Origin of the sequence: Pararhodobacter marinus, from assembly GCF_003122215.1 — a bacterium.
Classification (GTDB): Bacteria; Pseudomonadota; Alphaproteobacteria; order Rhodobacterales; family Rhodobacteraceae; genus Pararhodobacter; species Pararhodobacter marinus.
In genome coordinates, this window is record NZ_QEYD01000004.1 from 338,205 (window position 1) to 353,119 (window position 14,915).

Consider the following 14,915-nt stretch of genomic DNA (forward strand, 5'->3'; position numbering starts at 1 on the left):
ATGACCAAGGTTTCCCCCGCCCAATACCCCTGCGACATGGACCGTCTGCGCGCACTGATGCAGGCCGCCGGGATGGATGCGATCCTGGCCTGGGGCGGGGCGAACTTTCGCTATGTCACGGGTTTCGCGAATTACTTCGACAATCCCGGCGGCTCGGTCGCGCTGATCCCGGCCGACCCGGCGCTGGAGCCTGTGATCCTGGTGGCAAGCTGGGTCGAGGACGCGGCGCGCGCCGATAACCGGCTGGGCACCATCCGGACCTATCCGCTCTGGATCGAGATCGGGGACGTGGAACAGGTTCGCGCGGGTACGGCCAAGGAAACGCCCAAACCCAGCCCGCGTTTCGATCTGGGCGCGAACATGCGCAGCCTCGCGCAGGCGCTGGCCGAACGAGGACTCGAGGCCGGGCGCATCGGGATCGAGATGAACAGCGTCAGCGCACAGGCGTTCCAGCTTCTGACCGAAGCCCTGCCCCGGGCCCGGTTCGCCGAGGCGGCGGGCGTTTTCACCGACCTGCGCCTATGCAAGACCGACTGGGAAATCGCCTGCATGGTCAAGGCCACGCAACTGGCCGAGACCGGGCTGCTGGCGGTGGCCGACGCGCCGCTACAGGGGCTCGATACCGTCGGGCTGAAGCAGATCTATGACGCCGCCGTCACCGATGCGCTGGCGGGCGATCCCGACAGCGGCTTCAACGGCACGCGCGTCACGGCCTCGATCGGCGGCGCGGTGTCACCCGTCATCTCGGGCGGGCCGCGCGTCACGGGCGAAGAACTGGTCTTCTTCGATTGCGCGGTGTCGATCCATGGCTATGGCTCGGATACCGGGCGCACGCTGACCTTCGGCCCGCCCGGTCCCGAAGCGCGGCGTATCATGGACGCCGTCTGCGCGGGGATGGATGCGGCGATTCCGCTGCTGGTGCCCGGCACGCCGATGTGCGACGTGTTTCGCGCCGGGCAGGATGCGGTGCGCGCCGCGGGCCTTCCCTGGTACACGCGCGGGCATATCGGTCACACGATGGGTCTGGGGATGGGGGAACAGGGGCCCTATCTGTCGCCGGTCGAGACACGGCCGCTTGAACCGGGCATGGTGATCGCGCTGGAGACCCCGCTCTACATGCGCGGGCTTGGCGGGTTTCAGGTGGAGGAATGTTTCGTGATCACAACCGAGGGCCATCGGCGCTTTACCACGCTGCCGCGCGATTTCCTGCAGGCGAGGCTGTAGCCCATGGCGCCGCGAGGGGATGAGACACCGCCGCCGCAAAGCAGCGTGGAACGCGTCTACGAGGAATTGCGCGAACAGGCGATCCGCTTCGACCTGCTGCCGGGCGACCGGATCAACGAAGTCGAATTGTCCAAGCGCTTCGGCGTCAGCCGCACGCCGCTGCGCGAGGCGCTCAACCGGCTGGTCGCGGACGGGTTTCTGACCTTCACCGCCGGCAAGGGATTCTTCCGCCGCAATCTCGAAGTGAAAGAGGTGTTCGACCTCTACGAGATGCGCCAGCGGCTGGAAATGATGCTGGCCGAACTGGCCGTCGAGCGCGCGTCGCCCGAAGCGATCGAGGAAATCCGGGGCTTTCTGGAAATCAGCCGCCGCGAGGATCCCACGCGCAGCGTCTACGATCTCGTGCGGCTGGACGAAGGTTTCCACGAACGCCTCGCCGCGCTCTCGGGCAATGTCGAGATGCTAAACGTTCTGAAGGACATCAACGCACGCATCCGGTTCGTGCGCTGGGTCAACATGGAACGGGGCCGCCGCACCCGCACGCAGGGCGAGCATCTGGAGATCCTCGAGGCGGTCGCGGCGGGCGATGCCGGGCGCGCGCGCGATCTCTTGCAGACTCATATCGACGGGCGGCTCGAACAGATCACCGAGGCGATCCGCGACGGCTATGCGATGATCTACATGCGCCGCAGCGGGCAGGGGTGACGGAAAGCCGGGGTTGGGAAAGCGGTGCCCTCAGGGGCGCCGGAACCCGGGTGACGGCGGGTCGGATCCGATCCGGCCCGCCGGATTGATGTCAGGCCGCGCGCCAGCGCGCCGTTGCCGGATCGACCGTGTAGAGCGGCGCCAGACTCTCGGCCCGCAGCACGATGTCGCGCACCGCAGCGATGATCCGGTCGGCCTGGGCATCGTCATGGCACCAGCCCAGGTTAAGCCGCGTCCAGCCCGGTTTCGCCATCTCGTCGCCCGCCGCCAGCCGTTTCTGCAAAGCCTCGGACGTCGCCCGGTCGATGCCCAGCAGACGGTGCGCAAACGGACCCGCGCAGGCACAGCCGCCGCGCGCCTGCACGCCGTGCATATCCGACAGCATCCGGGTGACAAGCTGCGGATGGACAAGGCCGTGCGCGCCCGTCACCTGAAACGAGAAGATCGGCAGGGCAGGGACATTCTCGGCAGGAGACAGCAACCGCAGCCCCGGCAGATCGGCCCAGGCGGCCAGCGCGCGGGCGCGCAGGACGTGCTCGCGCGCGGCGATGGCCTCGGTCCCCACCACGCGCTTCACTTCCAGCGCCAGCGCCGCGCGAATGTCGCCCAGCACGTTGGGCGTGCCGGCCTCTTCGCGGGCTTCGACGCGGGGGGAATAGACCTCGGCCCAAGGCGAGGTGAACTGCACGGTCCCGCCGCCGGGCTGGGTGGGTCTGTCGGTACAGACCATCGTGTCGCGCACGACCAGCACGCCGCTGGCTCCCGGCCCGCCGACGAATTTATGCGGCGAGAAGACGATGGCGTCTTTCTTCACCCCGTCTTCGGTCATCTGCATCGGCAGATACGGCCCGGCGCAGGCATAGTCCCATACCGACAATGCCCCGGCTTCTTTCAGCATCCGTGTCACCGCCTGCACATCGGTGATCTCGCCCGTGACGTTCGACGCGGCCGAGAACGTGCCGACCACCAGATCCGCGCCTTTCGCCTGCGCCAGCGCCTCGGCCAGCGCGTCCAGATCCACGCCGCCGCCCGCCGCCCGCGGGATCTCGGTCACCTTGGCGCCGCTTTCGCGCCACGGCAGCAGGTTCGAATGATGCTCGAAGGGGCCGTGGATCACCCGCACATCCTCGCCCCGCGCCACGCGCCGGGGAATATCGGCCAGCGCCACCAGCCGGTTCAGCCCCGCGGTCGCCCCCGATCCGCCGAAGATCACGTGGCAATCCGCCTCGGCGCCGGTTTCGCGCGCGACGACGGCGCGGGCGGCGGCGCGCATCCGGGTGATCTGCTGACCGCAATGCGACGCTTCGGTATGACTGTTGGAATAGATCGGCAGGATCTCGGTCAGAACCATCTGCTCGATCTGCATCAGCGCCCGGCCCGAGGCGGTGTAGTCGGCATAGGTCAGCGTCTTCGTCCCGAACGGCGTGACGATCTCGTGGCCCTCGCCGATCAGTCCCGCGCGGATCGCCTCGACCCCGCCGGCATCGACCAGCGACCGGGCAAAACGGTCGAACGGGGTGACAGAGGGGGCGGTCAGATCCTTGGGCATGGGGGTCTCTTGCTCGGGGGATGGTGTTTGAAGAGAAATCTCATGCTTTCAGCGCGAGATGTTCACAGTTTTTCCGCTTGTTGATCCTAAAATTGGGTCATATGATCGAAGAATGGCGGAAAAACTCGATGAAATGGACCGGCGCATCCTGCGCGCGCTGCAGATCGAATCCTCGCGCTCGCAGCGTGCGCTGGCCGAGGATGTGGGCCTGTCGCAGAACGCGCTCTGGCGGCGGCTGAAAGCGCTGGAAACAAGCGGCGTCATCAAGGGCTATACCGCGCGGCTGGACCGCGAAGCGGCGGGCGCCTCGCTGGTCGTGTTCTCGATGGTCAAGACGCGGCGGCATTCCGCGGACTGGCTGCGCAGCTTCCGCGCGCATCTGGAATCGATCCCCGAAGTGGTCAGCCTGTACCGGATCAGCGGCGATTTCGATTACATGCTGAAGATCGTCACGCACGACATTGCCGGGTTCGACCGGGTCTATCAGCGCGTGACCGAAAAGCTCGAGCTTGAGGCCGTCACCTCGTATTTCGCCATGGAAGCGATGATCGAAGACCGGCCAATCCCGCTTTAGACCACCCGCAAGGCCGGGCCGTCGCCGGCGTCGCGCAGATGCCCGATGCAGGCGGCATGATAGCCGGCCTCGCCCAGTTCCTGCAGCATTGCTTCGACGCGCGCCTCCGGCACGGCGGCCAGCAAGCCCCCCGCCGTCTGCGGATCGAAGAGCAAGCCCGCCCGCGCGCTTGAGGGCGCGGCGATCCGGCCCAACAATGCCGCGCGGTTCGCGGGCATGATGGTCGAGGCCACGCCCGCCTCGGCCATCGCCAGCGCGCCGTCAAAAAGCGGGATCCGGTCCAGCGCGATCTCGGCCCCCAGCCCGCTTGCGCGCAGCATCTCGTCCAGATGCCCGGCCAGCCCGAAGCCGGTCACATCCGTCATTGCGCGCGCATCGCGCGACAGGATGGCCGAGGCCCGGCCCTGCGGCTGCGTCAGGAACGGCCAGAGCGCGGCAATCGCCCGGCCCGGCGCCTTTTTTTGCATCTCGGCGGCCAGCAATGTGCCCGATCCGATGGGCTTGGTCAGCACCAGCGCGTCGCCGGGTTGCCCGCCGCCCTTGGTCAACACCCGTTCCCCCGCCAGCCCGGTGACGGTAAGCCCGATCGTCAGCTCGGCCCCCTGCGTCGTGTGCCCGCCCGCCAGATCGGCGCCGGCTTCGGCGAGGACCTCGGTCATCCCGGCCATGATCTCGGCCAGCGTCCGCTCTTGCAGCGGTTCGGACAGGCGCGGCAGGATCAGCATCGCCAGCGCCGCCTGCGGCGTGGCCCCCATCGCCCAGACATCCCCCAGAGCATGCACGCTGGCGATCTTCGCCATCAGCCACGGATCGTCCGTCACCGCGCGCAGATGGTCCGTCGCGATCACCTGCCGCGCGCCGTTGATCCGCAGCACCGCCGCATCGTCGCCGACACCCTGCTCCAGTGCGCCGCCCCGGGGCAGAGACGCCAGCGCGTGGCGCAGCGCATCGGGGCCGACCTTCGCGCCGCAACCGCCGCACAGGGGCTTGACGCCCACAAGCTCGGCCAGACCTTGCGTATGGTGTCGGGGAAGGGGGGCGGTTTCCATCTCGGGCAGCGCGTGAAACATCCGCATGAATTTGCGGTCGATCCGCGTCTTCAGCCGCCACATGGCCCGCCCGGCCAGCGGCAGCCCCCATTTGTCGGCCAGCGCGGACTTGCCGCCCAGCGAGATCAGCTTGAGATAATCGCGCTGCGGCCGGTAGGGACGCATCGCCCCGCCGGACAAGGCCGCGCGCAGGTTGTGGTGCAGGTAGGGCGCCTGCCGCACGGCAAAGACCCCGGCTTTCGGGCGCGGGCTTTCCGTCATATGCGCGCAATCGCCGACCGCGAAGATCTCGGGATGCGAGACCGAGCGCAGCGTCGGATCGACCGACACGTAGCCCTCGTGCAGCGCCAGCCCGGTATCCGCCAGCCAGTCCTGCGGACGGCTTCCCGCCGCGCCCAGCGTGAAATCCGAGCGCAGGCTGCGCCCGTCGGACAGCGCGACGGCACCGGCTTCGACCCGCACGGCCTCGGTTCGTTCGATCAGCGCGATGTCCCGCGCGCCGAGAAGCGCCAGCAGCCGCGCCCGCGCCCGCTTGCCCATATGCGGCAGCGCGACCGAGCGGTCGATCACGGTGATCTGGGCGCCCGGCAGCCGGTGCTTCATCGCCAGCGCCAGTTCGATCCCGCCGACCCCGGCCCCCAGAACGGTGATGCGGGGCGCGTCGGGCGCATCGTGCAGGAAGGCGTCCCAGCGCGCGGCATAGGCGGCGAGCGGTTTCGCGGCGACGGCGTGCTCGGCGAAACCCGGCAGGGCGGGCAGGTCCGAGGTGATCCCGATATCGACCGACAGCACGTCATAGCGGACCGGCGGCCGCCCCGGTATCAGGACCTGCCTTGCCGCCGGGTCGAGGCCCGCGGCGCGCCCCAGAATCAGCCGCGCCCCCGCGTGCCGCGCCAGCGCGACCAGATCCATCTCCAGCGCCGCGCGGTCGAAATGCCCGGCGATCAGGCCTGGCAACATGCCGGTATAGGGCGCGGTCGGATTGGGGTCGATCAGCGTCAGCCGCGCCCCGGCCAGCGGGTTCATGGCCCAGCGCAAGAGCACCAGCGCATGCGCATGGCCGCCGCCGATCAGCACGAGGTCTCGGGTCTGGGGCAGGGTTTGCATGGCACCTCCGGTCATTTCCCAGATGTAGCCGCAGATCCCCGCCCGGGCGAGGCGGCAAAGCGCCCGCGCGGCGTTTTCCGCGCCGGTCCACTTCGGGTGGATTTCCCTCTTGACGCTGTTCGAGGGCTGGCCTAGGAAGCCGCCAGCCACCGGGGCCGCGCCCCGACCGATCGGCATCGGGGCGGAGTAGCTCAGTTGGTTAGAGCAGCGGAATCATAATCCGCGTGTCGGGGGTTCAAGTCCCTCCTCCGCTACCATCCTTTCCCCCGGGTTTCCCTGTTTTAATGACGTCGCCGCCAGCGGTGCGGTTTTGCGTGACCCGCGTTGCAAACACGGTGCGTGTCGCGGACGGGCCGCGCGCGGTCGTAGTTTCGATTGACCCGTGCCGCGTCGTCGGGCATCAAGCAGGCGTGATCGGTTCCGCCACCCATGACGGCGGAGGCAAGAGGGAATGCGGTGCGACCTGCCAGCCAGGTCAAAGCCGCAGCTGTCCCCGCAACTGTGAGCGGCAAGCCCGGCTGACGATGCCACTGGAGCAATCCGGGAAGGCCAGTCAGGGCGTCCGAGCCGCGAGCCAGGAGACCTGCCGGGCACACGCATCCTGAGGGATGCCTGCAACTGGACGCCGGGGAAAAGCGTCTGGCATGGGCATGTCCCGCCAGGGGCCGTCCTCGCCAAACTCCCCGTCCGTCTCTCCCCGTCCGGCGCCCTGCCGGCGGACAGACAGAGGACGAAAATGAAACTGTACACCACTCTCATGGCCGCCACGGCCGCAACGTTGCTGCCGCTTTCGGCGTCGGCGCATTTCCAGCTGATCTATACGCCCGAGGCCGTGGTCGAAAGCACCGGCGAACTGCCCGTGAAGCTGATCTTCTGGCACCCGCTGGACAACGGTCACGTCATGGACATGGCGACCCCGCGCGAATTCTACATGGTCCATAACGGCGAACGGACGGATCTTCTGGACACGCTTTCGGCGGTCGATTTTCAGGGGGCCGAGAACAGCGGCGCCGCCTTTCGCGGCTCGGTGCCGATCCGGCGGTCGGGCGATTACGTGCTGGTGACGGTGCCCGAGCCGTATCACGAGGAATCGGAAGACATCTACATCCAGCAAATCACCCGCGTCTTCCTGAACCGCAACGGGCTGCCGACCGACTGGCCCGACGTGATGGGCCTGCCCGCAGAGATCCAGCCGCTGAACCGCCCCTATAACGTGCTGGCAGGGTCCACCTTCACGGGGCGTGTGCTGTCCGAAGGCGAACCCGTCGCCGGCGCCGAGATCGAGATCGAATACATGGCGTCCGAACCCGACATGGACAGCGCGGCGACGACGGAGCCCACGGTGACCCCGCCCGCCGGCGGCACGCTGGTCGCCCTGAGCGACGCCAACGGCTATTTCACCTTCGGCATTCCGCGCGCCGGGTGGTGGGGCTTCGCCGCGCTGGGCGTCGGCCCCGAGACCGAGCATGATGGCAAGGAACTGTCCCAGGACGCCGTGATCTGGATTCACGCGACCGAGCTGGAGTAAGGGCATGCATATCGTCGACGGCGCGCTTGCGAATCCGGTGGTGATCGGCGGGGCCGTACTGGCTGCCGGTGGCATCGCCATGGGGCTGAGGTCCCTGACGCTGGAGAAAATACCGGCGGCGGGTGTGCTGTCGGCCAGCTTCTTCGTGGCCTCGCTGATCCATGTTCCGATCGGCCCGTCCTCGGTGCATCTGATCCTCAACGGTCTGGCCGGGCTGGTGCTTGGCTGGGCCGCTTTCCCGGCGCTGTTCGTGGGGCTTCTGCTGCAGGCGGTGTTCTTCGGTTTCGGGGGGCTGACGGTGTTGGGGATCAATACCCTCAACATCGCGCTGCCCGCCGTTCTCTCGGGCCTGATGCTCGGCCCGCTGATCGCCCGCTCGTCGCCCGTGACCGGCGCCGTCTGGGCCGGGATCGGCGGCGCCTTCGCCATCGGCGCGACAACCCTGATGGTCGCGGCCTCGCTGATGCTGTCGGGCGACGAATTCGTGCCCGCGGCGCAATTCGTCTTTGTCGCGCATATCCCTGTCATGGTGATCGAGGCCCTGCTGACCGCCGCCGCCGTCTATCTTGCGCGGCAGGTCAAACCCGATCTGTTCAACGCGCTGCAGGGGGCGCGGCCATGATGCGCGCCCTGATCGTGACGCTGGTGCTGCTGATGCCGCTTCCGGCTTTCGCGCATAACGTGATCGCGTCGGTCTTTCCGTCGGGCAGCGCCATCGAGGGCGAGATCGGTTTTTCCAACGGCGAGATGGCGACCGGGCAAGTGGTCGAGGTTTTCGATCAGACCGGCACCAAGCTGGGCGAGACCGTGACCGATGGCGACGGCTTCTTCCTGTATACCCCGACCGCGCCGGTGACCCATGTCTTCCGCGCCAATCTTGGCGCCGGGCATGTGGCCGAGATGGCCATGCCGGCGGACGAGGTCGCGGCGATCCTGGGGGTTGCGGCCCCCGAGGCCGCGCAACCCGCCACTGCGCTTGCCGGGCCCGCCGCAGGGCAACTTGCCGCGGCCTCGCTGACGCAGGAAGAACGGCAAGCCATTGCCGAGATCGTCCGCACCGAAATGCGCCCCCTGCGGCAGGAGATCACCGCCTACAGGAACCATAACGACCTGCAGACGATTCTGGGCGGGATCGGCTATATCGCAGGGTTGTTCGGGCTGGGCTTCTACCTTGCCGCCCGCCGCCGGCTGGCGGCCTGACCGTGGCGCATATCCTCTCGCCCCGGCGCGCGGCGCTTGCGCAAGGTGACGAAGGCGCAGGCTGGCTCGACCGCATCGACCCGCGCAGCCGGATCCTGGGGGCGAGCCTGTTTGCCGTGGCGGTGGTCGCCTGTTCCCGGCTCGAGGTGCTGGGGCTGGCCTTTGCCTGTTCGCTGGCGCTGCTTCTGGCCGCGCGGCTGCCCATCCGTCCGACCCTGAAGCGCATGGCCGCGATGGACGGCTTCATCCTGTTCATGCTGGTGCTGCTGCCCTTCACCGTGCCGGGCGAGGCGATTGTCACCCTCTGGGGTTTCACGGCCAGCTGGCAGGGCCTGGCGCGGGCTGTCGAGATCGCGCTCACCGCGAATGCCGTCGTTCTGGCGCTGATGGTGCTGGTGGGCACGATGGAGCCGGTGACGCTGGGCCATGCCCTGCACGCGCTGAAGATGCCCGAGCGGCTGGTACATCTGCTGATGTTCTCGATCCGCTATATCGGCACCCTGCGCGAGGAATATCTGCGGCTGCGAGTGGCGATGAAGATCCGGGGCTTCAGGCCGCGCACGAACTGGCACACCTATCGCAGCTATGGCTATCTGGTCGGCATGATGCTGGTGCGCGCGGTGGAACGCTCGGAACGCATTCTCGGCGCGATGAAATGCCGGGGCTTTTCGGGCCGGATCACGATGCTGCACAGCTTTCGCCTGACGCGGGCGGATCTTGCCTTCGGTGCCGGACTGTGCGGAACTCTGGCCGTGCTGCTGCTTCTGGAGTTCGGCCCGTGGCCCTGATCGCGCTATCGGACATCCATTTCGCCTATCCCGGGGCGGACCCCATCCTGCGCGGCGCCTCGCTGAACCTGCGCGCGGGCGAGCGGCTGTCTGTCACCGGGCCCAACGGCGCGGGCAAATCGACGCTTCTGAAAATGATCGTGGGGCTTCTGACCCCGCAGGCCGGCCGGATCGAGATCTTCGGGCAAGAGCGCCGCAGCGAGGCCGATTTCGGGCCGGTCCGCACGCGCGTGGGGCTTGTGTTCCAGGATGCCGACGATCAGCTTTTCTGCCCGACCGTGGCCGAGGATATCGCTTTCGGTCCGCTCAATCTGGGCAAGACGCGGGATGAGGCGCTGGACATCGTCGACGCGGTTCTGGCGCGGCTTCAGCTTTCGCATCTGCGCGACCGCATCACGCATCACCTGTCCGGCGGCGAAAAGCGGCTGGTGACACTGGCCACCGTGCTGGCAATGGAGCCCGAGATCCTGCTTCTGGACGAGCCCACCAACGCGCTCGACACGGAAAACTGGACGCGGCTTGTGGCGATCGTCAACGAGCTGCCTCAGGCGATGCTGCTGGTCAGCCACGACCCCGCCTTTCGTCAGGCCGTCGCGCCGCGATCCCTGCACCTGACGGACGGGCTGCTGATGCCGGTCCCGGGCTGAGTGCCGCCAATGCGGCCTTTGTCAGCGCGGGCTGTTACAGCGCCGGGCTGTCACCGCGCCGGACTGACCCCGGGAATGTCGACAGTGCCGAACACCCGGCCCGAGGGGCGGCCCGTCAGCGATCCGCCCGGCGGCTCTTCCGAAACGCCCAGCGTCAGGACGCCCTGAACGGCGGCGATCTCGGGCGGCAGGCGAAGCCGCACGTTGTCGCCCGCGGGCCACAGGCCCACGGATTGCGCGGGCTCATCGGGGCCATGCGCCCAGACCTGCAGGATGCGCCCCTCCGGCGCGGCGCCTGCCGTGCGCGCCAGAAGAACCTCGCTCGATTGCATGTCGACCAGCGCGACCACGCGGAAATCGCCCTCGACCGACACGATTTCGGCCGGGTACAGGCGCGACGGCGCGCCGGGATCGGCCGGCCGGAAGGCCACCACCGCAAGCGCCAGAGCCGCCGCCGCGGCGCCGCCCGCAAGGGTCTGCCACAGGCCCAGACGCTGCCAGAACGGCGCCTTGCGCGGGCGGGGGAAAATCCGCTCCATCACCGCCGCGCGGACCGGGGCCGGGACGGGGACCGGATCGAAGTCGGCCATGGAGGCAAGCCGCCCCTCCCATACCGCGACCTGCGCCGCGAAGGCCGGATCGTCGGAAACCCGGCTGCGCGCGGCGCGCCGTTCCTCGCCGTCGAGCAGGCCCATCGCGTATTCGGCGGCAAGCAGCGCGTCCTCGGGCAGGGTGTCTTCGGGACGCTCGCTCATCGGGATACGCATTCCTTCAGCGCCATCAGCCCGCGCCGCAGCCATGTCCGCATCGTGTTCAGCGGAATGCCCGCGCGCTCGGCAAGGTCGGCGTAGCTCAGGCCGTCCAGATACGCGCCGGTGATCGCGCGGCGCCGCTCTTCGCCCAGTTCGTCCAGACAGGCCGAGATGCGCCCGGCCTCGGCGCGCGCCAGGATGGCGGTTTCGGGGTTTGATCCCGGGGCGGGGTGGATATCGTGATATTCGGTCACATCGCGGCCGCTGCGCTGCGCGCGCAGCCGGTCGATGGCGGTGTTGCGCGTGATCGTGATCAGCCATGTCATCGGCGAATGGCCGGTGACGCGGTAGCGCCCGGCATGCGTCCAGATCTTCACATAGGCATCCTGCATCGCGTCCTCGGCGGCATGTCCCTGTCCAAGGATACGACAGCACACGGCGTAAAGTTTCTGACTGGTGGCATCATAGATCGCCTCGAACGCGCCTCTGTCCCCGAGCGACGCACGGGCGATCAGGTCCTCAAGCATCGCCTGCGGCGCCGAAAGCGCGGTTTCCGCCTCGGGTTTCGGAGGCGTTCCGCCGCGGGACGTATCGTCTTTCAGGGTATCGATAAGGGTCACCGTCAAAAAAAAATCGGGCGCGCTGAAACTCTGCGGCTGTCCGCGCCGTGGTTGGGGATGAATTGGCCCGCAGCCCGCGGTCCAATGCAACCAAAAAGGACGTTATCGATGCTGTTCAAGAACACTCTCGCCCTTACCGCCGCCACCCTCACCTTCGGCAGTGCCGCGATGGCCGACGACCATGCGGGCGTGATGGGATACGCCCTTGCCGATGACGGCAGCACGCTGGTCACCATGGCTGATATCGCCATGCCGGGCAATGTGGAAACCCATGCGCTGGAGACGCCGCTGCGCGCCATTGCCTATCGTCCCGTCACCGGGCAACTCCTGGGCTATGCCGACGGCATGATCTACGAAATCGACCCCGCAACCGGCGAATTGTCGGATCTGGGCGCCAGCTTCATGGACGACGCGATGATCGGCGACGGCGCCGTGGCGTTCGATTTCAACAACCAGATCGACGCGGTGCGCGCGGTCGGGGCGGACGGGGCGAACCTCGTCTACTTCCCTGACGGATTCGGCGACAACGACGAGCGGGCGAACTCGGTCCGCCGGTTCACCGATGCCTATTACGCCGAGGGCGACATGTCGGCCGATCTGGAACCGCAGATCTTCGCCAACGCCTATACCAACGCCATTTCGGGGTCGACGGCGTCGTCCACGGCGCAATATGCGCTTGATTCCAATGCGAATGCGCTGGTCATGCTGGCCAACAACGACGGCACGCTGACCTCGGTCGGCTACCTGACCGTCGACGGTGAGGCGATCGACGTGACGGATTGGGGCGGCTTCGACATCGTCTCGCCGGAGGAAGGCTCGGACATGGCCTATGCCATCCTGCAGATCGACGGCGAAGACTCCGCCGGTCTTTATTCGGTCGACCTGTCGAGTGGCGCGGTCACCGAACTGGCGGATCTTGGCATGGGCGGCTTCAGCGGCTTTGCCGTCTCGCACGGCATGTAACCGCCGCTGCGAATGCCGGACCTGCGACCGGGCCCCCGACCTTGCGTCGGGGGCTTTCGCGTTGAACGCGTCAGCGGGGTGCCCCGGGGCGCAGCCGGATCGCCCGCCTTTCGCGAAACGCGAATGCGGCTTTGCCGAACGGGGCGCTTCCCTTCCGCTATCGCAAAAGGAGAGGATGTCACGATCGGGTCTGCGGGGGAGCGGGGCCCGGCTTTGCCAGGGGGCTTCGACGGGAAGTCCCGGAGGGAGGAGAATTCGATGAGCCTTTTCCAGAACCGCGCCGTGACCCGGCGCCGCCTTTCAGCCCTTGCCTGCGCGACCGCGCTGGTTCTGCCCGTGACGGCGCAGGCCGAGGTCGATTTCAGCGGCGAGACGGTACGCATCGTCTACAATGCCGGCCCGGGCGGCGCGACCGGCCTGTTCGCGCAGATCCTGGCCGCGAATATCGGCCGCCACCTGCCCGGTGAGCCCGAGGTCATCGCCGAGCCGATGCCCGGCGGCGCATTGTTGCGCGGGATGCAATATGTCTATCACGCCGAACCCGACGGGCTGACGCTGGGCTGGCTGGCCTGGGGTGGCGCGACGCGGGTGCTGGACCCCGAAGAATTGCAGATCCCGTTCGGCGAATTCGGGCTTGCGGGCGGTCTGGGCAATACCTGGGTCGTGCATGCGGCAACGTCGATGGGGATCGAGACGGGGGCCGATTTTGCCGATCAGGAGCGCGTGGTCTATGGCGGCTTCACGCCGGGATCGAGCGAGATCCGCGCCGTGGCCTCGATGGACCTTCTGGGCATCGAGACCGATTTCGTCGGCGGCTTCCGGGGCGGCGCCGAAACGCAGGCGGCGATGCAGCGCGGCGAGATCCAGATGCGCAACGGCACCGTGTCGAACTGGCTGACCAGCGTGGTGCCCGAGATGGTCGAAACCGGCGATTCCGTCGGCCTGTTCTACTGGGGCCGTCCCCGCCAGGACGGAACCGAGGCGCCGAACGACCAGCTCGACGGGCTGCCCACGTTCTACGACTATGTGCTGGAAGAGCGGGGCGAGGCGCCGTCGGGCGAAGCCTACGACCTGGTGCGCTACCTGTCCTCGGCCGCCGATGGCATGACCTGGATCTTCGTCACGCCGCCCGAGACGCCCGACGAGATCACCCAAGCCGTCGCCGCGGCCTACGAGGCGGTGATGCAGGACCCGGCCATGGCCGAGGCCGCGCGCAATGTCCTGGGCTCGACCCCGGAAGTGGTGCTGCGCGACGAGGCGCTCGAGGTCATGCAGATCGTCGAAGAGGTCTCGCCCGGGATCCGCGCGACGATGCAGGCCTATATCGACCGGCTGTCGCGCTGACATGCTGCGCGCCGAACGATTGCTGGACCATCCGATCATCGGCCAGGGCATGGACGACCGGATGGGCAGCAACATCAACGGCCCGTGCCTGATCCGGGTGCCCGACTGGGTGCCCGGAAAGCTGGGGCGCTATTACCTCTATTTCGCTCATCACCGGGGCCAGTACATCCGGCTGGCCTATGCCGATGCGCTGACCGGGCCGTGGACGATCCACGGTCCGGGCGTTCTGCCGCTGGAACAATCGGGCTTCTCGCATCACGTCGCCTCGCCCGAGGTGGTGGTGGATCACGACGCGCGGCGCATCCGGATGTTCTATCACGGCGGCGACGTCATCAAGTTCCAGTACACCCGGCTGGCCAGTTCGGCGGACGGGCTGGATTTCACCGGCGGGACCCAGAACCTGATGAACCCCTATGCGCGGATCTTCCGTCATGGCGGGTGGACCTATGCCATCGCCATGCCCGGCCAGTTCTATCGCTCGCGCGACGGGGTGTCGGACTGGCAGGAAGGCCCGTGCCTGTTCACCCGGGACATGCGCCACGCGGCCGTGCGTGTCGTGGGCGATACGCTCACCGTGATCTGGTCGAACCGGGGCGACGCGCCCGAAAGCCTCTGGCAATGCGAGATCGACCTGTCGGGCGACTGGATGGGCTGGAGCGAAGGTCCGCACGCGCTGCTGCTCGCGCCCGAGCGGGACTGGGAAGGCGCCGGGCTTCCGGTCGAGCCGTCGGTGATCGGGCCCATCGACGAGCCGGCCAACCAGCTGCGCGATCCGGCACTCTTTGACGAGGACGGGCAGCTTTACATGGTCTACGCGGTGGCAGGCGAATGGGGGCTGGCGCTGGCTGCGCTGCACGAAGCCTGA

Annotated in this window: 15 protein-coding genes, 1 tRNA gene and 1 riboswitch; of the genes, 12 read left to right on the forward strand and 4 right to left on the reverse strand. The window is 67.9% G+C overall.

The window, feature by feature from the left end; translation table 11 throughout:
• On the forward strand, positions 1–1,224 hold the full coding sequence (locus tag C4N9_RS08415) for a M24 family metallopeptidase (RefSeq protein ID WP_109532868.1): 1,224 nt from the start codon (positions 1–3) through the stop codon (positions 1,222–1,224).
• 45 nt (positions 1,225–1,269) lie between these two features.
• On the forward strand, positions 1,270–1,929 hold the full coding sequence (locus C4N9_RS08420; protein WP_210403999.1) for a GntR family transcriptional regulator: 660 nt from the start codon (positions 1,270–1,272) through the stop codon (positions 1,927–1,929).
• A gap of 91 nt (positions 1,930–2,020) precedes the next feature.
• Here the strand turns inward: C4N9_RS08420 and C4N9_RS08425 are convergent, their stop codons facing one another.
• Entirely contained in the window at positions 2,021–3,478 is a 1,458-nt protein-coding gene (locus C4N9_RS08425; RefSeq protein ID WP_109532870.1) for an aminotransferase class V-fold PLP-dependent enzyme, read from the reverse strand.
• 112 nt (positions 3,479–3,590) lie between these two features.
• Between C4N9_RS08425 and C4N9_RS08430 the strand changes: the two genes are divergently transcribed.
• Positions 3,591–4,052 (forward strand): Lrp/AsnC family transcriptional regulator, encoded by a 462-nt coding sequence (locus C4N9_RS08430; protein WP_109532871.1) that lies wholly within the window; start codon positions 3,591–3,593, stop codon positions 4,050–4,052.
• Here the strand turns inward: C4N9_RS08430 and selD are convergent.
• Positions 4,049–6,208 (reverse strand): selenide, water dikinase SelD, encoded by a 2,160-nt coding sequence (selD, locus tag C4N9_RS08435; protein WP_109532872.1) that lies wholly within the window; start codon positions 6,206–6,208, stop codon positions 4,049–4,051. The genes C4N9_RS08430 and selD overlap by 4 nt on opposite strands.
• 180 nt (positions 6,209–6,388) lie before the next feature.
• Here selD and C4N9_RS08440 point away from each other — a divergent pair.
• From C4N9_RS08440 to C4N9_RS08465, 6 genes are all read left to right on the forward strand, one after another.
• A tRNA-Met gene (locus C4N9_RS08440) sits at positions 6,389–6,465 on the forward strand.
• Between the two features lie 141 nt (positions 6,466–6,606).
• Positions 6,607–6,813, forward strand: a riboswitch (cobalamin riboswitch).
• A gap of 131 nt (positions 6,814–6,944) precedes the next feature.
• A complete protein-coding gene (locus C4N9_RS08445) occupies positions 6,945–7,736 on the forward strand; it encodes a DUF4198 domain-containing protein (RefSeq protein ID WP_109532873.1) in 792 nt (263 codons plus the stop codon).
• Positions 7,737–7,740: 4 nt separating this feature from the next.
• Positions 7,741–8,358 (forward strand): cobalt transporter CbiM, encoded by a 618-nt coding sequence (cbiM, locus tag C4N9_RS08450; RefSeq protein ID WP_109532874.1) that lies wholly within the window; start codon positions 7,741–7,743, stop codon positions 8,356–8,358.
• A complete protein-coding gene (locus C4N9_RS08455; RefSeq protein WP_109532875.1) occupies positions 8,355–8,936 on the forward strand; it encodes a cobalt ABC transporter permease in 582 nt (193 codons plus the stop codon). Before cbiM ends, C4N9_RS08455 begins: the two co-directional genes overlap by 4 nt.
• Positions 8,937–8,938: 2 nt before the next feature.
• The gene (gene cbiQ, locus C4N9_RS08460; protein WP_109532876.1) at positions 8,939–9,724 is read left to right on the forward strand and encodes a cobalt ECF transporter T component CbiQ; all 786 of its coding nucleotides are present in this window, start codon (positions 8,939–8,941) and stop codon (positions 9,722–9,724) included.
• Positions 9,715–10,371 carry an energy-coupling factor ABC transporter ATP-binding protein gene (locus C4N9_RS08465; RefSeq protein ID WP_109532877.1) on the forward strand — a complete coding sequence of 219 codons (657 nt, stop codon included), beginning with the start codon at positions 9,715–9,717 and terminating at the stop codon, positions 10,369–10,371. Before cbiQ ends, C4N9_RS08465 begins: the two co-directional genes overlap by 10 nt.
• Before the next feature lie 50 nt (positions 10,372–10,421).
• Here the strand turns inward: C4N9_RS08465 and C4N9_RS08470 are convergent, their stop codons facing one another.
• Together C4N9_RS08470 and C4N9_RS08475 are read right to left on the reverse strand one after the other, a co-directional pair.
• Positions 10,422–11,126, reverse strand: coding sequence for an anti-sigma factor (locus C4N9_RS08470; protein ID WP_109532878.1), 705 nt, complete (start codon positions 11,124–11,126; stop codon positions 10,422–10,424).
• A complete protein-coding gene (locus tag C4N9_RS08475) occupies positions 11,123–11,650 on the reverse strand; it encodes a sigma-70 family RNA polymerase sigma factor (RefSeq protein ID WP_109532948.1) in 528 nt (175 codons plus the stop codon). Before C4N9_RS08475 ends, C4N9_RS08470 begins: the two co-directional genes overlap by 4 nt.
• 201 nt (positions 11,651–11,851) lie before the next feature.
• Between C4N9_RS08475 and C4N9_RS08480 the strand changes: the two genes are divergently transcribed.
• The 3 genes from C4N9_RS08480 (at position 11,852) to C4N9_RS08490 (ending at position 14,915) form a co-directional block, all read left to right on the forward strand.
• The gene (locus C4N9_RS08480) at positions 11,852–12,706 is read left to right on the forward strand and encodes a DUF4394 domain-containing protein (RefSeq protein WP_109532879.1); all 855 of its coding nucleotides are present in this window, start codon (positions 11,852–11,854) and stop codon (positions 12,704–12,706) included.
• Positions 12,707–12,964: 258 nt separating this feature from the next.
• Positions 12,965–14,050 carry a Bug family tripartite tricarboxylate transporter substrate binding protein gene (locus C4N9_RS08485; RefSeq protein WP_109532880.1) on the forward strand — a complete coding sequence of 362 codons (1,086 nt, stop codon included), beginning with the start codon at positions 12,965–12,967 and terminating at the stop codon, positions 14,048–14,050.
• Between the two features lies 1 nt (position 14,051).
• The gene (locus C4N9_RS08490) at positions 14,052–14,915 is read left to right on the forward strand and encodes a glycoside hydrolase family protein (RefSeq protein WP_109532881.1); all 864 of its coding nucleotides are present in this window, start codon (positions 14,052–14,054) and stop codon (positions 14,913–14,915) included.